General features: G+C 70.8%; 18 protein-coding genes. 4 read left to right on the top strand and 14 right to left on the bottom strand.

What is annotated here, in order from left to right; all coding sequences use genetic code 11:
- Positions 1 to 2 precede the first annotated feature (2 nt).
- Positions 3 to 1,478, bottom strand: coding sequence for an AMP-binding protein (locus IE307_RS12520; protein WP_191298066.1), 1,476 nt, complete (start codon positions 1,476 to 1,478; stop codon positions 3 to 5).
- Positions 1,479 to 1,689: 211 nt separating this feature from the next.
- Between IE307_RS12520 and IE307_RS12515 the strand changes: the two genes are divergently transcribed.
- Both IE307_RS12515 and IE307_RS12510 read left to right on the top strand, forming a co-directional pair.
- Positions 1,690 to 2,262, top strand: coding sequence for a sigma-70 family RNA polymerase sigma factor (locus tag IE307_RS12515; protein WP_229904647.1), 573 nt, complete (start codon positions 1,690 to 1,692; stop codon positions 2,260 to 2,262).
- 138 nt (positions 2,263 to 2,400) lie between these two features.
- Positions 2,401 to 3,393 carry a DUF5667 domain-containing protein gene (locus tag IE307_RS12510; RefSeq protein WP_191298064.1) on the top strand — a complete coding sequence of 331 codons (993 nt, stop codon included), beginning with the start codon at positions 2,401 to 2,403 and terminating at the stop codon, positions 3,391 to 3,393.
- Here IE307_RS12510 and IE307_RS12505 read toward each other — a convergent pair.
- Both IE307_RS12505 and IE307_RS12500 read right to left on the bottom strand, forming a co-directional pair.
- Complete coding sequence (locus IE307_RS12505; RefSeq protein ID WP_191298063.1) at positions 3,380 to 3,952, bottom strand: GNAT family N-acetyltransferase; 573 nt, start codon at positions 3,950 to 3,952, stop codon at positions 3,380 to 3,382. The two genes, IE307_RS12510 and IE307_RS12505, sit on opposite strands and share 14 nt — an antisense overlap.
- A complete protein-coding gene (locus IE307_RS12500) occupies positions 3,949 to 5,040 on the bottom strand; it encodes a ThiF family adenylyltransferase (protein WP_191298062.1) in 1,092 nt (363 codons plus the stop codon). Before IE307_RS12500 ends, IE307_RS12505 begins: the two co-directional genes overlap by 4 nt.
- Positions 5,041 to 5,193: 153 nt before the next feature.
- Here IE307_RS12500 and IE307_RS12495 point away from each other — a divergent pair, with 153 nt between their 5' ends.
- Entirely contained in the window at positions 5,194 to 6,090 is an 897-nt protein-coding gene (locus IE307_RS12495; protein ID WP_191298061.1) for an HAD family hydrolase, read from the top strand.
- On the opposite strand, the gene IE307_RS12490 is transcribed toward IE307_RS12495, so the two are convergent.
- Positions 6,083 to 6,787: an ArsR/SmtB family transcription factor gene (locus IE307_RS12490; RefSeq protein ID WP_191298060.1), complete on the bottom strand. Its 705-nt coding sequence runs from the start codon at positions 6,785 to 6,787 to the stop codon at positions 6,083 to 6,085. The genes IE307_RS12495 and IE307_RS12490 overlap by 8 nt on opposite strands.
- A 66-nt stretch (positions 6,788 to 6,853) precedes the next feature.
- On the opposite strand from IE307_RS12490, the gene IE307_RS12485 reads away from it, so the two are divergent.
- Positions 6,854 to 8,125, top strand: a complete 1,272-nt coding sequence (locus IE307_RS12485; RefSeq protein WP_191298059.1) for an isocitrate lyase/PEP mutase family protein — start codon at positions 6,854 to 6,856, stop codon at positions 8,123 to 8,125.
- Here the strand turns inward: IE307_RS12485 and IE307_RS12480 are convergent.
- The 10 genes from IE307_RS12480 to IE307_RS12435 all read right to left on the bottom strand — a co-directional run bounded on the left by IE307_RS12480 (position 8,094) and on the right by IE307_RS12435 (position 17,562).
- Positions 8,094 to 9,053: a lysophospholipid acyltransferase family protein gene (locus tag IE307_RS12480; RefSeq protein WP_191298058.1), complete on the bottom strand. Its 960-nt coding sequence runs from the start codon at positions 9,051 to 9,053 to the stop codon at positions 8,094 to 8,096. The two genes, IE307_RS12485 and IE307_RS12480, sit on opposite strands and share 32 nt — an antisense overlap.
- 16 nt (positions 9,054 to 9,069) lie before the next feature.
- Positions 9,070 to 10,107: an NAD-dependent epimerase/dehydratase family protein gene (locus IE307_RS12475; RefSeq protein ID WP_191298057.1), complete on the bottom strand. Its 1,038-nt coding sequence runs from the start codon at positions 10,105 to 10,107 to the stop codon at positions 9,070 to 9,072.
- Between the two features lie 274 nt (positions 10,108 to 10,381).
- A complete protein-coding gene (locus tag IE307_RS12470; RefSeq protein WP_015105422.1) occupies positions 10,382 to 10,483 on the bottom strand; it encodes a 30S ribosomal protein bS22 in 102 nt (33 codons plus the stop codon).
- Positions 10,484 to 10,603: 120 nt separating this feature from the next.
- Positions 10,604 to 10,816 (bottom strand): helix-turn-helix domain-containing protein, encoded by a 213-nt coding sequence (locus IE307_RS12465; protein WP_030477960.1) that lies wholly within the window; start codon positions 10,814 to 10,816, stop codon positions 10,604 to 10,606.
- Between the two features lie 136 nt (positions 10,817 to 10,952).
- Positions 10,953 to 11,762 (bottom strand): pyrroline-5-carboxylate reductase, encoded by an 810-nt coding sequence (proC, locus tag IE307_RS12460; RefSeq protein WP_191298056.1) that lies wholly within the window; start codon positions 11,760 to 11,762, stop codon positions 10,953 to 10,955.
- Positions 11,763 to 11,772: 10 nt separating this feature from the next.
- Positions 11,773 to 12,555 (bottom strand): thioesterase family protein, encoded by a 783-nt coding sequence (locus tag IE307_RS12455; protein ID WP_191298055.1) that lies wholly within the window; start codon positions 12,553 to 12,555, stop codon positions 11,773 to 11,775.
- Positions 12,552 to 13,448, bottom strand: coding sequence for a proline dehydrogenase family protein (locus IE307_RS12450; RefSeq protein WP_191298054.1), 897 nt, complete (start codon positions 13,446 to 13,448; stop codon positions 12,552 to 12,554). Before IE307_RS12450 ends, IE307_RS12455 begins: the two co-directional genes overlap by 4 nt.
- A gap of 1,023 nt (positions 13,449 to 14,471) precedes the next feature.
- The gene (locus IE307_RS12445) at positions 14,472 to 15,317 is read right to left on the bottom strand and encodes a sugar phosphate isomerase/epimerase family protein (protein ID WP_229904646.1); all 846 of its coding nucleotides are present in this window, start codon (positions 15,315 to 15,317) and stop codon (positions 14,472 to 14,474) included.
- Positions 15,314 to 16,582, bottom strand: coding sequence for an Rv0497 family membrane protein (locus IE307_RS12440; protein ID WP_191298053.1), 1,269 nt, complete (start codon positions 16,580 to 16,582; stop codon positions 15,314 to 15,316). Before IE307_RS12440 ends, IE307_RS12445 begins: the two co-directional genes overlap by 4 nt.
- Complete coding sequence (locus IE307_RS12435; protein WP_191298052.1) at positions 16,582 to 17,562, bottom strand: Ppx/GppA family phosphatase; 981 nt, start codon at positions 17,560 to 17,562, stop codon at positions 16,582 to 16,584. Before IE307_RS12435 ends, IE307_RS12440 begins: the two co-directional genes overlap by 1 nt.
- Positions 17,563 to 17,587 lie beyond the last annotated feature (25 nt).

Below are 17,587 nucleotides of genomic sequence, written 5' to 3'. Positions count from 1 at the left end.
GTTCATGCTCCCAGGGGCCTGCGCAGCACGGCGCGCGCCAGCTTGCCGGTCGGCGAGTGCGGCAGGGCCGGGGCGAACTCCACCGCCGTCGGCACCTTGAACTTGGCCAGCCGGGCGGCGCAGTGGGCCACCACGTCGTCGGTGGTCAGCTCCTCGCCGTCGCGCAGGACGATCACGACCTTGACGGACTCGCCGGTCCTCTCGTCCGGCACGCCCACGGCCGCGGCCTCCAGGACCTCGGCCAGCTCGCCGACGACCTGTTCGACCTCGTGCGGGTAGACGTTGAAGCCGTTGACGATGATCAGGTCGCCCGCGCGGTCGACCAGGTGCAGGTCGCCGTCGGCGTCGATGAAGCCGACGTCACCGGTGCGGAACCAGCCGGAGGAGTCCGGGCCGTGGGCGCCGTCGGGCCAGTAGCCGCTGAAGAGGTTGTCGCCCTTCGCGGACACCAGGCCGGTGCCGGGCTCGTCCTCGTCGATGTCGAGCACCGAGCCGTCGGTGTCGACCAGGCGGATCTCGACGCCCGGCAGCGCCTGACCCACCGAACCCGGCTTCGGCACGCCGCCGACCAGCGTGGACGTGAGCACCGGGCCGGTCTCGGTCAGGCCGTAGCCCTCGAAGATCGGGATGCCGATCGCGCCGCGCATCTCCGCGATGACGCCCGCGGGCAGCGGGGCCGCGCCGGAGGTGAACAGGCGGACGGTGGCGAGCTTCTCGCGCAGCAGTTCGGTGGGGTGGGCGAGCATCGCCCGGTACATGGGCGGCACGCCGACCATCGTGGTGACGCGGTGCTCCTCGATGACGTCCAGCACGGTGGACGGGTCGAAGCGCTCCAGCAGGATCGCCGTGGCGCCCGCGCCCGCGGTCTGCAGCAGGCCGGGGCCGAGTCCGTAGACGTGGAACAGCGGCAGCGCGAGCAGCACCCTGTCGCCGGCCGTCACGGGGGCGGGGCGCAGCGAGGCGCACTGCGAGACGTTCGCGAGCAGCGCGCGGTGCGACAGCATCGCGCCGCGCGGCACCCCGGACGTGCCGGAGGTGTAACCGAGCACCGCCAGGTCCTCGCCGCCGCGGACGGCCTCGAAGGGCTCGGCGGTCGCGGTGACGTCCGGAACGTCGATCACCTGGGCGTCGGAGCCCTCGCCGTCGCCCACGAGCAACGAGGCCCCCGAGTCGGCCAGGATGCGCTGGAGCTCACGCGGCGGGTTGCCGGGGCCGGTGGGCACCACGACACCGCCCGCGCGGAGAATTCCGAACACGGCGACCACGAACTCGGGGCTCGTGGGCAGCCGTACCGCCACTCGGTCGCCCGATTCGAGTCCGGAATCGGCCAAACGGCGGGCGAAAGCATCGACCGCGCCGTCGATGGTTTCCCACGTGAGGCTCTTTCCGCTCGCCACGTCGACCAAGGCGACGTGGCCGGGTCCCCGCTGTGCCGAGGCACGGACCAGATCTGACACATTGCGAGCGGAAGTCAACATGGCCTCCTCATGAACAACTGGACGCTCCGAGCAGTCTTCCACGCGTGACGGGCGTCATGAAGTCGCGGTTCGCACGTCTCTTCACAGCAAGCCCTTCCGCTACCTACTACGGAGTAACAACACGTATGCTGCCGCCACGGCGACTCTGTGGAGGTGCCGCGAGCCGATGACCGCGCGGGCACGACCGAACACGATCAGGACCACCCGGACCATGACGGGGGGTCAGCACGACGACGCCGACGAGCCGTGGCAGCTCGTCAAGGCCGCCCAGCAGGGTGACACCGAGGCGTTCGGAGTGCTGTACGACAAGTACGTCGACATGGTTTTTCGCTATGTCCTCTTCCGGGTGGGCGGCGACCGCGCGTTCGCCGAGGACGTGACGAGCGAGACGTTCCTGCGCGCGTTGCGGAGCATCGGTTCGGTCAGCTACCAGGGCCGTGACGTGGGCGCGTGGTTCGTCACGATCGCCCGCAACATCGTGTTCGACCACGTGAAGTCGAGCCGCTACCGGCTCGAGGTCACGACAGCCGAGCTCCAGGACAACCGCGAGGAGACGAGCGGCCCGGAGCAGGAGGTCATGACCGAGGCGACCAACGCGGAGCTGCTCCGGTGCGTCTCACAGTTGGGTGACGACCAGCGCGAGTGCATCACGCTGAGGTTCATCGAAGGGAAGTCGGTGTCCGAGGTCGCGCAGCTCATGGACCGCAACGAGGGCGCCGTGAAGGCGTTGCAACACCGGGCCGTGAGGCGGCTCGCACAGATCCTCCCGTCCTGGTTGCGGTGATCGCGATCGCAGGGGCGTAACCCAAAGCAGATCAACTTCGTTACTCGGGCTGAGATGGACGGCAAGGGAAGAACACCGCGGTGGCGGCAGACGGAGCACGAGCGATTCGCCCGTGCCGTTGAAGGCGGCCCTCAGCCGGTGGGGAACGACGACCTCGCGGAGGACCTCGCGATCGTCGAACTCCTCCGGAGGATGGACGTCGGCCCGGACGCCGGGACACGCGAACGGATGAAACAGCGCATCCTCACCGCGCCTCCGCCCGAGAAGCCATTGGTGCTCTCGTCGGTAAGACGGGTGGGAGCGCGCGCACGAGTGGCAGTCGCAGCGGCCGCGGTCCTGTGCTTGCTCTTGTCGCTCACCGGTATGAGCGTGCTGCTCAGCCGTGACGCGCTCCCGGGAGACCCGCTCTACGGCGTGAAGCGCACCACCGAAAGCGCCTCGCTCGGCCTGACGTTCGACGACCAGGACCGAGCCCTCAAGCACCTCGAGTTCGCCGCGTCCCGGGTCACCGAGATGGAGACGCTGGCCGACCGCTCCTCGGACTCGTCCGCCCAGCTCACCGCCCTGTCCGACCTGGACGCGGACGCGGTCGAGGGCTCGCGGCAGCTCACCACGTACGCGACGGCGTCCGACAAGGCCGCGCTGCCCGACCTCCGCGACTGGGCGCTGGACCAGTACGAGAAGGTCGGCACCCTGCGCCCGCGCCTGCCCGACGACGCGCGCGCCCACGCCGAGACCACGATGTGGCTGCTGGCGAGCATCGCCCAGCGGGCCCACGACCTGGCCGCACGGGTGGACTGCAACGCGCTGACCAGCGGCTCCTCGGACACGCTCGGCCCGCTGCCCGCCAAGGACGAGTGCGCCTCGGTCGTCACCGACCCGGGCACGTCCCCGAGCAGCAGGCCGTCCACCGCGCAGCCGACCCAGCCGGGCGTTCCCGTCCCGTCCGGATCGGCCGACCCGTCGGTGCGGCCCACGCAGTCGGTGGCACCGGGCACGTCGGCCGCACCGACGTCGAAGCCGGGCACGTCCACCCCGCCCACGAGCGGCAAGCCGGGGATCACGATCCCGCTGCCCCTCCCGCTGCCGAGCATCTCGCTGCCGCTGCTGCCGGGCATCAGCTTCGGCTGAGCACCGCGCCGTCCATGATCGCGAGCTCCAGCGGCGACGCCTGCTCGCGCCAGCGGTGCGCGACCGCCGCGTAGGTGGTGACGTCGTGCCAGGCGCCCTGCGTGTGGAACAGCTCGCGCAGGGTCGCCTCGGGTTCGAGGCCGGCGCCGGTCATGACGCTGCCCATCATCGCGTGGTCCGCGCGATGGCCCGCCCACACGCGGTGGATGCCGAGCGGCCCGAACGCGTGCGCGAACAGCAGCCTGCCCGCCTCCGAACCGCACCCCCTCACGGGTGCGCCGGGCAGGATGACCAGGCCGGTGCACATCGCGTTGCTGCCGTACTCCTCCAGCAGCAGACCGATCATGCCGACCATCGTGTCGTCGTCGTGCGTGGTGATCGCGAAGACGAGCTTGCGCGGGGTGGGCGTGTAGAACGCGGCGGTGGCCTTCTCCGGCGTCATCCGGTCGACGCCGAGGTACCGCGTCAGCACCGGACTGCCGTAGACGCGCTGGTAGACGGGCAGGTCGCCGTCCTCCAGCGGGCGCAGCCGGACGTTGGGGCCGATGAGCACGGTCACGTCGCGCCTCCGACGAGCCGGTCGAGGTCGACGTAGTAGCGGCCGGAGGGCTGGGGCTTGCCGAGGAGAATCCGGCGCGCGGCGTCGGTGACGACCGCGCCGCCGAGCATCGTCCCGGAGGCGAGCTGCGGCCAGCTGCTCAGCGTGCGGCCGATCTCGGTCATCGCCTGCGTGAGCGCGGGGCTGATCGCGTCCCCGTCGACCATCTGGACCATGAGCCGCACCATCCCGGCGCGGTCGAGGCCCGCGACGTCGGCGGCTTTCAGGTCTCCGACACGGCCGTGCAGCAGGGGGCTGTCCGGCTCCAGGTCGAAGCGCTCGACGTCGAGCAGGCCGCGGTCGTTGGTGTCCATGAGCACGGGGATGCGTCGTTCCCGCGCCTGCTCGCGCACAGCGATCTTGACCCACGCCGTGTCGCACTCCTCCACGACGAGGTCCACGCCGTCGAGGAAGCCCGCGAGGTTCTCGCCGGTCAGGCCCGCTCGCCAGATCTCGACGTCGAGGTACGGGTCGAGCTCGAACAACTGCCGTGCGCACAGCACGGTCTTCTCGACGCCAAGGTCGTGCACGCCAGCGCGCAGCCGGTTGAGGTTCGACAGGCCCAGCCGGTCGAAGTCGGCGAGGCGGAAGCGGCCGCCGACGCCCTCCATCGCGGCCGTGATCGCGGCGCTGTTGCCGACGGACAAGCCGATCACCGCGACGCGCTTGCCGAGCAGGACCTGCTGCTCCTCGCGCGTGATCTTGTTGCGGTTGCGGTCGGTGCGGACGAACCGGAACTCGTCGCGGGGCAGGACGTGCACCAGCCGCCCGTTCCAGGGATAGAACGCCCACGTTCCGTAATCGACGGGATCCCGCCCGCCGAGCACCTCGGCCTTGGCGGCGGCCCACTCACCGGGTGTTCGGACCCGGCCGGGCCCGCGTGCCGAGATCAGCTCCTCGAGCTGCTCGTCGATGCGGTCGTGCACCGCCGTGACCCGGTGGTTCGCGAACAGGTCCGCGAGCTGGCCCGCGTCGAGCAGCTCCGGGCGCCACGACTCGGTGTCGCAGTCACCGGTTAATTCGGACAGGGCTGAAATGATCATGGTCATGGCCCAAGTAGATCATCCGCTTCCACCGAACGGCGTACACCACCCCGTGATGGCCCGGACACGTGCCGTGACCGACATCGGTGTCTCGACGCGCCCAAGGCGTTCTGCACCAGCTCTGAACAGGTTGGGCACTCAGATCGCTAGGCTTGCGACATGGCAAGCAAGCGTGACGTGGAGAGCGACCGGCTGGCCGTGCTAGCCGGCGAGGCATCGGCAGAGGCGGCGATCCAGGCCGCCGCCATGGCGCCCGAGCTCGAAGCGTCGCTGACCGTCCCACCGGACCTGACGGCGGCGGCCTTCTTCGACGTGGACAACACGATGATGATGGGCGCGTCGATCTTCCACTTCGCCCGCGGCCTCGCCGCGCGCAAGTACTTCTCCACGTCCGACCTCGCGGGTTTCGTCTGGCAGCAGCTGAAGTTCCGCGTGGGCGGCCGCGAGGACCCGGAGTCCGTCAAGGCCTCCCGCGAACAGGCCCTGTCGTTCGTCTCCGGCCGCACCGTCGCGGAACTCGTCTCGCTGGGCGAGGAGATCTACGACGAGCTGATGGCCGACCGCATCTGGAAGGGCACCCAGGCCCTCGCCCAGATGCACCTCGACGCAGGTCAGCGCGTCTGGCTCGTCACCGCCACCCCCGTCGAGCTCGCCCAGATCATCGCCCGCCGCCTCGGCCTGACCGGCGCCCTCGGCACCGTCTCCGAGTCGGAGAACGGCATCTACACGGGCCGCCTCGTCGGCGACCTCCTGCACGGCAAGGCCAAGGCACAGGCCGTGCGGTCGCTGGCCGCCAAGGAGGGCCTCGACCTGCGCCGCTGCACCGCGTACTCGGACTCGTCCAACGACGTCCCGATGCTGTCCGTCGTGGGCACCGCCGTGGCCGTCAACCCGGACTCGCAGCTGCGCGAGGTCTCGCGGCGCAAGGGCTGGGAGATCCGCGACTTCCGCACCGGCCGCAAGGCGGCCAAGATCGGCGTCCCGTCGGTCCTGGGCGCGGGCGCGCTCGTCGGTGCCGTGGCCGCGACGATGGCCTACCGGCGCCGGGTCAGGTAAGGCCCAGGTCCTTCCACGCCTGTTCGCCCTCGGGGGTGAGCAGGACGGCCCTGGACGTGCCGATCCGGCGGATCCAGCCGCGGTCGAGGAACACCTCGCAGAGGAACGCTCCGGCTGCGCCTGCCAGGTGGGGGACGCGCTCGGTCCAGTCGAGGCAGGGCCGGGTGAGCCGGCGGTTGCCCGGCTCGAAGCCGAGCTCCTTCAGCCAGACCATGCCCGGCTCGGTGATGGTGAGGTCGGAGGCGGCCAGGTCGGCGGTCGCGAGGTCGCCGTTGCCCACCCCGGCCGTCCCAGTCCTCAGCACCCCGGCCGCCACCAGCCCCACCTTCAGCGCGACGCCGAGCCGACCGGCGAGGTGGTCGTAGCAGGTCCGGCCCCTGGCCATCGCCTCCGACACCGCGGCCGCCCGCAACCCGCGAGGCGGTACACGCGGCCCGGCGAACGCGGCCATCGCCTCCAGCAGCTCGGCGACGTGCGGCCCGGCCAGCGCCACGTACCGGTGCCGTCCCTGTCGGTGCTCGACCAGCAGGCCGCCCTCGACGAGCCTCGTCAGGTGCTCGCTGGCGGTCGACGCGGCCACCCCGGCGTGGGCGGCCAGCTCGCGGGCCGTCCACGCCCGTCCGTCGAGCAGGGCGCCGCAGATGGCGGCGCGGGTGGAGTCCGCGAGCAGACCGGCTACCTGGGCGAGTGCTTCCACCCCGCCATTCTGCGGCCGGGACGCTTCGGCCGGCGCCGAACCGTCCAGGCCCTAGCGTCGTGCGGCATGAGCGAAGAGCTGCTGCTGCCGGTCCCGTCCGTCCCGCCGGGGGACGTCGGCGTGGCGTGGCTCAGGTCGTCCGTCGTCAGGTTCAGCAACGGCCACGAGCACACCCGCAGGCGGGCCCTGACCGAGCGGCTGCTGGACGGCGTGGAGGCCACCACCCTCGACGAGCTCGCCACCGCGCTCGGCCTGCCGGGCTCGCTGGACGACATCGCCCTGATCGCCCCGAGCTACCAGCCCCACGAGCCGATCACCGCGAACGCCGACGCGGCCGTGGAGCGACTGGTCACGAACCACGACGAGGAGGCTGCGGCTCGGATCGGCCTGCTCGTGCAGGCCTGGGCCGCCACGCACGCCCTCGCCGGGCACCTGGGCACCGGCGACACCGCACCGCCGGTCCCGGTCACCCGCAGGCAGACGTCTGAGGGCGTGGTCGAGGTCAGCCTCCAGGAGCACCCGTTCGGCCACGGCCCCCACGTCTGCCCGGGGAGGCGCCTGGCCACCCGTATCGCCAAGAACATGGCGTTCAGGGCGATGCACCACCAGGCGGAGCCGCTGGTCCTCCCGAACGCCTGGGACTACGCGTCGGCCGTCGCCCTGCACGCCGGTGGGTTCCTCGCGGTCGGCACGACGAGCCTCGGGGTGGCCGCCTCGCACGGCATCGAGGACGGCGCCGGGCTCGCGGGAGTGCAGGCCGTCGCGCTCGCGCGAATACTCGCGGACCTGCCGTTCCCCGTCACGGCCGACCTGGAGTCCGGGTTCGGCGCGGCGCCGGAGGAGGTCGGTGAGCTCGTGGCCGGGCTCGGCGTGGCGGGCGTCAACCTGGAGGACGGCCGCCCGCACGGCCTCGCCGCCCCGCAGGAGCAGGCGGAGCTCATCAGGGCCGTCAAGGAGCGCGCGCCGGGCGTGTTCCTCAACGCCCGCATCGACACCCACTGGCTCGGCACGGCCCTCGAGGAGACCGAGGACCGCGCGCGGCGCTACGTCGACGCCGGCGCGGACGGGATCTTCGTGGCGGGCCTGACCGAGCCGCGTGAGATCGAGCGGCTCGCGGCCCTCGCACCGCTGAACGTGCTGGCCCAGCAGCGCACGCCGAAGGAGCTCGGCGAGCTCGGTGTGCGCAGGATCAGCACGGGATCGCTGCTGTTCAGGGCGGCCCTGCACCACACCGTCGCGACCGCGCGGGCGGTGCGCGACGGGGGGACGGCGCCGGCGTTCGGTTATGCCGAGGTGCAGGACCTGATCAGCCGAGGAACACGTTTCGGCGCTGGGTGAGCAGCCGGTACAGGGTCTGCTGGATCGTCTCCCGCACCTGGTCGGTGAGGTTGAAGACGAGCATCGGGTCGTCGGCCGCGTTCTCGCCGAACACGTCGGTGCGGATCGGCTCGCCGAACTCGATGTACCACTTCGAGGGCAGCGGGATGGCGCCCAGCGGGCCCAGCAGCGGGAAGAACGGCGTCACCGGGAAGTACGGGAAGCCCAGCAACCGGGCGAGCGCCTTGATGTCGCCGATCATCGGGTAGATCTCCTCGGCCCCGACGATCGAGCACGGGATGATCGGCGCACCGGTCTTCAGCGCCGCCGACACGAAGCCGCCGCGGCCGAAGCGCTGCAGCTTGTAGCGGTCCTTGTACGGCTTGCCGATGCCCTTGAAGCCCTCCGGCCACACGCCCACGAGCTCACCGGACGACATGAGCCGCTCGGCGTCCGGGTTGCAGGCCAGGGTCTGGCCGGACTTGCGGGCCAGCGCGCCCAGCACCGGCGTGCGGAAGACCAGGTCGGCGCCGAGCATGCGCATGTGGCGGTGGGCCGGGTGCTCGGACGCGATGCCGAACGACGTCATCAGCGCGTCGAGCGGCACCGTGCCGGAGTGGTTCGCCACGATCAGCGCGCCACCGGCCGGCGGGATGTTGTTCATGCCGATGGTCTCGACGCGGAACCACTTCTCGTACAACGGCTTCAGCGGCGGCATCAGCACGTTCTCGGTGAGGTCGCGGTCGAACCCGAACTCGTCGACCTGGTAGTCGCCCGCGATCCGCCTGCGCGCGAACGACAGCAGGTCGGTCAGCCTGCGTTCCCAGTCCGGTGTCGCGGACTGCTGCTGCTCGGGCTCGGGAACCACCTCGACGTGGCGCGATCTGCGCGCGGCGTCGCGTTCCGGGTCGTGCAGCGGGATAACGCGTGCTCCTGCCACTGCGTTCATCTCCTCATGGCGAAGATCAGCGGAAACGAGCGGCCGCGTCGAGGATTCCCCGTTCCGCGGCGTCGATCGTCTCCTGGTCGATGAGCGGCTTCAGACCCCGGCCGCTCACGTAGTCGTCGAACGCCTGCTGGGTGGTCCACCGCGGCGTGAACCCGAACTCCTTCTTCAGCAGGGTGGTGTCGACCACGCGCCCCCAGTTGAGGAACCTCATCTGGTCGGGCGAGAAGTCGACGAGCCGGGCGCTCCGGAAGAAGCCTCCGACGGTGGGCACGGCGCCGCTGGGCACCGGCAGGTTCAGCCTGCCCGCCCGCCTGATCGCCTGCGACAGCAGCAGCACGCCGTCGCCTCCCACGTTGAACACGCCTGGCAGGTCGTGCAGCGTCGCGCGTTCCAGGACCGCCAGTGCGTCCTCGGAGTGCAGCAGCTGCACACGAGCGTCGTAGCCCATGACGGTGGGCACGACCGGTAGGGCGAAGTAGCGCGTCAGCACCGTGTCGATGCGCGGGCCGATGAAGTTCGTGAAGCGCAGCGTGGTGACGTTCACGTCCGGCCTGCGGCGGCCGAACCCGCGCACGTACCCCTCGACCTCGACCGCGTCCTTGGCGTAGCCGGACGACGGCAGGTCCTTGGGACCCATGTCCTCGGTGAACACCGCCGGGTCGCGGCTGCTGGACCCGTAGACGGCGCTGGTGGACTTCACGACGAGCTTCTGCACCTTGGGCGACTTCTGGCACGCGGCCAGCAGCTGCATGGTGCCGATGACGTTCATCTCCTTCATCACCGTGCGGCCGGTGGGCCCGGCGGGGCTCGCGGTGACGGAGGCGTGGACGACCGTGTCCACGTTCGCGGTGGAGATGACCTTGCTGATCAGCGGGTTGCGGATGTCGGCCCGCACGAACTCCGCACGGCCCATCCGGCGCAGCAGATCGCGTGGCGGCGGCTCGGTGTCCACACCGAGCACGCGCTCGATGTCCGGGTTCGCGGCGAAGCGCGCGGCGAGGTGGCCGCCGAGGAAGCGGCTGACTCCGGTGACGAGGACGACCTTGGGCGTCATGCGACTCCAAGCACGAAGGGTGGTGCGATTGGTCGATGCTACAGACCGATTCGGAAACCGGAGGGGGCCGGAACGCCGTCTTGACGCAGGTCACGCAGCCTTTACTGGCCTATCACCCGAACGGCGGCCCCCGTTCCCGTGGTGTGCCGCGCTGTCCCGAGGAGTGACATCCCGGATCAGCGCAAGCCCCCGAACAGGTCAGGACGCCGGAGAAAACGCGACCGCCGCCGGCCCCCTGCGAGAGGGGAACGGCGGCGGCAGAGCGCATGCGGGCTTACTTGCCGCGCTTCCTGCGCTGGACCCTGGTCTTGCGCAGCAGCTTGCGGTGCTTCTTCTTCGACATGCGCTTGCGGCGCTTCTTGATGACCGAGCCCATGCGGGTTCCTTAGCTCTAGACGTTGCTTTGACTGGCGCGCCCCAGCCTTGGCCGTGTCAAGCACGGCGCGCCGGTAAGCACGATCGGCCTACCAGTCTACCCGGCGGGGTTCGCCAGCTTTCAGCCAGCGTCGAAGTACGCGTTCTCCAGGTAGGCGTGCACCGCTTTTTCCGGCACCCTGAACGACTTGCCGACCCGCACAGCGGGCAGCTCGCCGGAGTGCACCAGGCGGTACACGGTCATCTTGGAGACCCGCATCATCGACGCCACTTCGGCCACCGTCAGGAACTGCACCTGAGCGAGGCCCGTTCGTTCGTTCTCCTTCGCAGGCATGAATCACCGCATCCTTCGACACGTGTCGTGCCGTCGGTCTTCCCCACCGACGGTTCGACACGCACGTGCTGCCCTGAGAGTAGCGGGACTGGTGTGACTCCTGCGACGTCCAAGTGGGGCCGGGCCCTCACTTCGGTCAGTCCTCGTGCTGCTTCCCCAGCTCGACGGACCGGTCGCGGGCGCTCTCGATGGCCGCCAGGAGGGCCGCGCGGACGCCGTGCTTCTCCAGCTCGCGGATGGCCATGATGGTCGTGCCGGCGGGCGAGGTGACCGCCTCGCGCAGGATCACGGGGTGGTTGGTGCCCTCGTTGAGCATCGTCGCGGCGCCCACCGCGGACTGGATGATGAGCTGCGAGGCAAGGTCGCGCGGGATGCCGAGCAGGATGCCCGCATCGATCATCGCCTCGACCAGGAAGAAGAAGTACGCGGGCCCTGAGCCCGACAGCGCCGTCACCGCGTCCTGCTGCGACTCCGGCACCACCGCGACCTTGCCCACGGTCGACAGCAGCTCCTCGACGACCTTCAGGTGCTCGGGGGTCGCGTTGGAACCACCGGAAACGGCGCTCATCGCCTCACCGACGACCATCGGCGTGTTCGGCATGACCCGCACCACCGGGGTGCCCTCGGGCAGCCTGCGCTCGTACAGGGCCGTCGGCAGGCCCGCGCACAGCGAGACGATCAGGGTGCCGGGACGCAGCACCGGCGCGAGCTCGGTGAGCAACGGCTCGATGTCCTGCGGCTTGACCGCCACGACCAGCACGCCGGCCTGCGCCGCCGCGCCCGCGACCGTGACGGCCTCGAACCCGTACTGCTCGGTCAGCGCCTTGGCACGGGACTCGTGCTTCTCCGTGAACATCAGATCGGTGGCCGCGCGGCCGCCCTGCAGAAGGCCGGACAGCAGCGCTTCACCGATCTTTCCCGCGCCGAGCACCGCGATCTTCGTCATCGGTCAAGTCTCACACAGCGGGTGTCAGCGCAAGCTGCCGTGCCTGGCACACCAGGCGCCCCGCCGAGTCGATGACCGTGGCGTCCTCGTCGAACCACTGGCCGTGCACCGCCTGGCACGTGACGTGGATGCGCAACCAGCCGGGAGCCGGCCGCGCCCGCAGCAACGCCGTCAGCTGCACCGTCGGTGACCAGCCGAAACGCCCGAGGTTGAACGTCACCGGCATCGACAGGTCGCCCGCGAGCAACGCGAAGTACGGGTCCGGCTGCTCGTCGATCGGCCGCGCCCACAGCTTCAACGTCAACGGCCCGTCCGTGCGCCGGTCGAGGAACGTCGCCGACTCGCGGTCGACCCGCAGGTCGCACAACGCGCCCACCTTGTAGCTCCCGCCGGTCGGGAACGTCCCGAGCTCCACCGCACCGGGCGGCGGCGCCGCGGGCATCGCCGGCAGGTTCACGTAGTCGGCCCGGTGCTCGGGGATGCGCCCCGTCGTCACCGACGCCTCCACGCACACCTGACCGCGCTGCTCCAAGGACACCGCGATGACCGTGGCCGTCCGCCCCGCCTTGCGCACGTCGGTGCGCACGAGCACGGGCCCGACCTCCGGCACCCGCAGGAACTGCGCGGACACCGCCAACGGATCACCCTCGGCCACCTGGGCGGCCGCACGGGTCATCACCGCGAGGAGGAAACCACCGTGGGGCTTGGGCCCGACGGTCCACTCGGCGGGCAGGGACGCGGTGAAAGTTCCGTCACCGAGCGACCGCACCGCACTGGACTTCGAGAAGGTCATGAGCGGCTGGCCAGCGACCGCAGGAAAAAGGTCACGTTGGCAGGCCGTTCTGCTAGTCGCCGCATGAGATATCCGTACCACTGCTCACCGTAGGGAACATAAACGCGAGTCCCGAGCCGCCTCTGCTCCTCGGTCCGGATGCCGTAGAGCATCTGGTACTCGAAGTCAGTTTTGTCATACCAGCGCGCCCGCTCGCCAATGATTTCGATCAGCCTGGGGTCGTGCGTGGCGAACATCGGGTAACCCTCTCCAGCGAGGAGAACGTTCACACACCGCACGTAGTTCAGATCAACCTCTGATGGATCCTGAATCGCAACCTCGGGAGGCTCCGCGTAAGCCCCCTTGACCAGCCGCACCCTGCTCCCGGCCCCCGAGAGCCGCCGGCAGTCGTCCAGCGTCCGGTGCAGGTACGTCTGCAACACCGCCCCCACCCACGGCCAGCTGCGCCGCAACTCCTCCAGCACCCGCAGCGTCGAGTCGGTGGTGGTGTGGTCCTCCATGTCGAGCGTGACCGTGGTCCCGCACTGCTCGGCGGCGGCACAGATCCGGGAGGCATTCGTCAGGGCGAGCGCCTCGTCGAGCGACTGCCCGACAGCACTCAACTTGACGCTGACCTCGGCGTTCTCCGCCAACCCCGCCGCGTGCAACGCGTCGAGCAACTCCAGGTACGCCTGAACCGTCTTCTCCGCCTGGGCCTCGTCCTTCGTGTCCTCGCCCAAGTAGTCGAGGGTCACCGGCAGCCCAAGACCCCGCACGACCTCGACCGCATCTTTGGTGGTCTCGCCCGCGACGAACCGCTTCACGACGTCACGGCTGATCGGCGCGTTGGCGACCAGATGCCGGACCGCCTCGTTGCGAGACGCGGCCATGATCAACGCTCGCAGCGGGTTCACCCCCGAACCCTAGCCCGCCGCCCGACACGCCGACGCCAGGACTCGCACGTAGGGGCGACAGGGGCGGGGCTGTCGGCGGAGATGGGAGGAGTGAGACCGACAGCGGGAGGGCGACAGCGGGAGGGCGACGGCGTGAGGCGGGAGGGCGACAGCGTGAGGCGGGAGGGCGACGGTGCGAGGACGCGAGGCCGACGGCGTGAGAGCGCGAGGCAGGAAGCCGACGGCGTAAGGCGCGAGGCGGAGGGCGTGAGGCCGACAGCACGAGGCACGAGGGCGTGAAGCGCGAGGGCGTGAGACGCGAGGCGCCGAAGGCGTGAGGCGTGAGGCGTGAGGCGTGAGGCGCGAGGCGTGAGGCGTGAGGCGCGAGGCGCGAGGCGCGAGGCGCGAGGCGCGAGGCGCGAGGCGCGAGGCGCGAGGCGCGAGGCGCGAGGCGCGAGGCGCGAGGCGCGAGGCGCGAGGCGCGAGGCGCGAGGCGCGAGGCGCGAGGCTAAGCGCCAGGCGCAACTGGCACTCGCCCTCGCAAGGCAACCACGCACGCAACCCGGCGCGCGGTATCAACTGCAGCCGCCCACCCAAGGCGCCCAAGCACACAGGTCAGGCGCGCGGCACCAACCGGCAGCCGCCCACCCAAGGTGCCCAAACACCCAGGCCCGGCGCGCGGTGCCAACCGGACAGCCGACATCGCAAGCAATCCATGCACGCAGCCTGGCTTGGCGATGCGAAGCGAGCCGTCCGAACTGAAAGCTCCGGGTAGCGGTAGGCCCCGCTCATGGCGATTGGGGCTTGACCTTGAGGGGCGGGGTGCTACCCCTCATCGGGCACGGCCGGGCGCTTTTCAGCCCGGCCTTTCCGGCCGTCAAGCGCCCCGCCAGAGGCTCAAGGTCAAGCCCCAATCGCAACCCCGCTCTTCGTCACGACCCGCGCGAGCACCCTCGCAAGGCGACCAACCCGCCGGAACGCGACCAACCCCGCTGGAACCGCGACAAGCCAACGCAACCCGCACTCGCAACCTCGACCAACGGATCAGCGAGACAACCCGGGCCGAGCCTTCCCAGCCCCACCCTCAGCAGCCCAATCCAAGTGCAACCGAGCGAACAACAGCGCCTCAGCCAGCATCTCCCGCCGAGCATCCGCGGTCCCGGCCCGCCGGGTGTTGACCTCCAGCACCACCTGCCCGTCAAAACCCCCACGAGCCAACATCTCGCACAACTCGGCACAAGGCTGAGTCCCCCGCCCAGGCACCATGTGCTCGTCCTTGGGCGCCCCGGACCCGTCCGCGAGGTGGACGTGCCGCAACCCGTCCCCCATCCGCTTGGCCAACTCCAGCGCGTCCATGTGCGCGGCAGCCGAATGCGACAGGTCCAACGTGTAGTTCGCATGCCCGACATCGGTCGGGTCCACCGAGGGCTTGAACGCGTTCATCTCAACCGAACGCCCCCGCCCGAGCGGCCGCTTCACCGGGAACATGTTCTCCACAGCGATGGCGATCCCGCTCTCCGCCTCCAACGACGACACCAGCTCAGCGAACCCGTCCGCGTACTTGCGCTGCCACCGGAACGGCGGGTGCAGCACCACAGTGGGCGCGCCGAGGTCGCCGGCCGCCTCGACGGCACGGCGCAGCCGCTCGGACGGGTCCGGCGACCACACCCGCTGCGAGATCAGCAGGCAGGGGGCGTGCACGGCGAGCACCGGCATGCCCGATCGGGTCGACAGGCGGTCGACGGCCCGGATGTCCTGCGACACCGGGTCGGCCCACACCATCAGCTCGACGCCGTCGTAGCCCAGGTCGGAGGCCATGTCGAACGCCGCTCCGGCGGGCTGCGGGTAGACCGACGCCGTGGAGAGCCCGACCGGGATGCGGGCGGTCAACTCTTCACCAGCAGCATCGCCGCTGGTGAGACGGTCACGATGAGGCCCACGAGCACGGCCAGGACGGTGGTCTGCAGATCGTCCGCGCGGCGGATCTTTCGCACGAGCAACACCAGGCCCACGGTGACCGCGAGGGCCACGACGAGGGCGGCGGCGGGTACCGAGCGCCACAGGTAGTTGAACGCGAGCCACAGGGCGGCGCCGCCGAGCACGCCGACGGCGAGCTGGCCGATCATGATCAGCCATTCCTTGCCGGCGGAGCGCTGTTCGGGTTCGGGGTCCTCGTCGACCTCGGCGGCGTCGTCGAGGCCCGCGGGACCGTCGTCCTCGGGGTCCTCGTCGTCGTCCGCGAGGTAGTCGTCGTCGGCGCGGTAGGCGGCGTACTCCTGCGAGTCGTCGTCCACGTACGGGCCGGGGTGCGCCGCGGTCGACTCCATCGGCGCCATCGACAGGTCGGTCTTGGCCTGCGGGTCGTCGTCGCCGAACCAGGCGTCGGGCACGTTGCCCGGCAGCGGCTCCGGCAGTTTCGGCGGGGCGGGCGGCACGATCAGCACGGACTCGGTCTCGAGTGCGGCGATCTTGTCCACCGGCGCCTTCGCCGGGATGCGCGGGAGCTGCTCGGTCATGGCCTCGCGCGGCGGCGCGGCGACCGGCATCTGCACCGGCGGTGGGACCGGCTTGGGCCTCGCGATGTTCGGGCGCGACGGGTTCGGCGCGGCGACCGACTGGTCGAGACGCGCCTCCAGGCGGCCGGGCACGTCCGGGCGCGGCATGTCCGAGCGCGACGGCTGGTCGCGGACCTGCGGCACCTGCCGGGTCTGCTCGGCGGACGCGGGGGGCGGCGGCACCGGTGCGGCCGGCTTGGGAGCGGCGGGCTTCGGCGGAGCCGGTCTGCGGACCTGCGGCGGCTGGGCCTGCGGCAGCGGCATCTGCTGCGAAGGCTGCGGCTTGGGTTGCGGCTTCGGCGGGACGACCGGCGGCTTCGGCTGGTACGCGGTGCGCTCGGCCACGGCGGGCGGTTCCGGCGCGGCGCGGCGACCGGACGGCGGTGCGGTGTCGTCGCGGATCGCCATCAGGCGGCCGCTGTCGGACAGGACCCGCTCGATGATCGTCTGGGGTGCGGTCTCCGGCTGCTGGACGTCCTCGGGTTCGTCGTCCGCCCGGCGGCGTCGCCGACGTGGCGCACTCTCCGCGCTGCCCCCGTACTGGGCGAGCAGCTCAGCGACCGTGCGCTGCGTCTGGTCCGATCCGCTCTCTCGACTCATCAACTCCACCGTGCCCCGGTCTGGCCAGTCCGTCCAGTATCGCTCTGGTCCGTCCCGTCAGTGTGGTCCAGCCGTCGGAGGATGACACCTTCCCGGAGCGCCCAGGGGCAAATCTCCAGCTGGGTGAGTGACAGGGCTCGCATTGTGGCCTCCGCGACCAGTGCGCCCGCGAGGAGCTGGTGGGCGCGTGAGGTGCTCACGCCTTCCAGCTCGGCGAGGTCACTGGCCGACATCCGGGAAATGAACGCGATCAGCTGCCGCAGGCCCGCGTCGGTGAGCACCCGACGCGCCCTGGGCCCGGCAGACGATGGCGCGGCCCCGGTGAGCCGCGCCAGCGTTCGGAAAGTTTTTGAGGTTGCAACCACTCGATCGGGTTCACCCGCGCGTTTCAGCTTCCGCGCCACGGGCGCGAGCTGCTCGGCGAGCCAGTCGGTGGTCTCGCGGACCTCCGAGCGCCGGGGCGGGTCCTTCTTGAACCGGGTCCTGGTGAGCCTTCCCGCGCCGAGCGGCACGGAGAAGGCCAGGTCCGGGTTCTCGTCCCGTCCGATGGCGAGCTCCAGCGAGCCGCCACCGATGTCGAGGCTGAGCAGCTTGCCCGCGGACCAGCCGTACCAGCGGCGGACCGCGAGGAAGGTGAACTTCGCCTCGTCCTCGCCGGACAGGACCTTCAGCTCGACCCCGGTCTCGGTGCGCACCCGGTCGAGCACCTCGGCTGAGTTGCCCGCCTCGCGCACCGCCGAGGTGGCGAACGCCATCAGGTCGTCGCAGCCGGACCGCTTGGCCGAAGCCTTGGCGGCGGCCACGGCACGAACGAGCTGGTCAGCGCCCGCTTTGCGGAGCTGACCGGAGTCGTCGAGCTGCTCGGCGAGACGAAGGATCGTCTTCTCCGACGTCATCGGGATGGGGTGGGCACCACGATGCGCGTCCACCACGAGTAGGTGGACGGTGTTGGAACCCACGTCGAGAACGCCCAGGCGCACGCCGGAAACGGTACCTGGTCGTGTC

It is taken from the genome of Lentzea cavernae (assembly GCF_014653695.1).
Taxonomy (GTDB): Bacteria; Actinomycetota; Actinomycetes; order Mycobacteriales; family Pseudonocardiaceae; genus Lentzea; species Lentzea cavernae.
Note: the sequence above shows the minus strand (reverse complement) of the source record. Positions and strands in the feature narration are given on the sequence as shown.

Coding starts and splice junctions, on each gene's coding strand:
- IE307_RS12440 (WP_191298053.1), bottom strand. CDS start 16,582: ATGAGTCGAGAGAGCGGATCGGACCAGACGCAGCGCACGGTCGCTGAG.
- IE307_RS12480 (WP_191298058.1), bottom strand. CDS start 9,053: ATGAACGCAGTGGCAGGAGCACGCGTTATCCCGCTGCACGACCCGGAA.
- IE307_RS12455 (WP_191298055.1), bottom strand. CDS start 12,555: ATGACCTTCTCGAAGTCCAGTGCGGTGCGGTCGCTCGGTGACGGAACT.
- IE307_RS12475 (WP_191298057.1), bottom strand. CDS start 10,107: ATGACGCCCAAGGTCGTCCTCGTCACCGGAGTCAGCCGCTTCCTCGGC.
- IE307_RS12470 (WP_015105422.1), bottom strand. CDS start 10,483: ATGGGCTCGGTCATCAAGAAGCGCCGCAAGCGCATGTCGAAGAAGAAG.
- IE307_RS12520 (WP_191298066.1), bottom strand. CDS start 1,478: ATGTTGACTTCCGCTCGCAATGTGTCAGATCTGGTCCGTGCCTCGGCA.
- IE307_RS12485 (WP_191298059.1), top strand. CDS start 6,854: ATGAGCGAAGAGCTGCTGCTGCCGGTCCCGTCCGTCCCGCCGGGGGAC.
- proC (WP_191298056.1), bottom strand. CDS start 11,762: ATGACGAAGATCGCGGTGCTCGGCGCGGGAAAGATCGGTGAAGCGCTG.
- IE307_RS12515 (WP_229904647.1), top strand. CDS start 1,690: ATGACGGGGGGTCAGCACGACGACGCCGACGAGCCGTGGCAGCTCGTC.
- IE307_RS12500 (WP_191298062.1), bottom strand. CDS start 5,040: ATGACCATGATCATTTCAGCCCTGTCCGAATTAACCGGTGACTGCGAC.
- IE307_RS12495 (WP_191298061.1), top strand. CDS start 5,194: ATGGCAAGCAAGCGTGACGTGGAGAGCGACCGGCTGGCCGTGCTAGCC.
- IE307_RS12465 (WP_030477960.1), bottom strand. CDS start 10,816: ATGCCTGCGAAGGAGAACGAACGAACGGGCCTCGCTCAGGTGCAGTTC.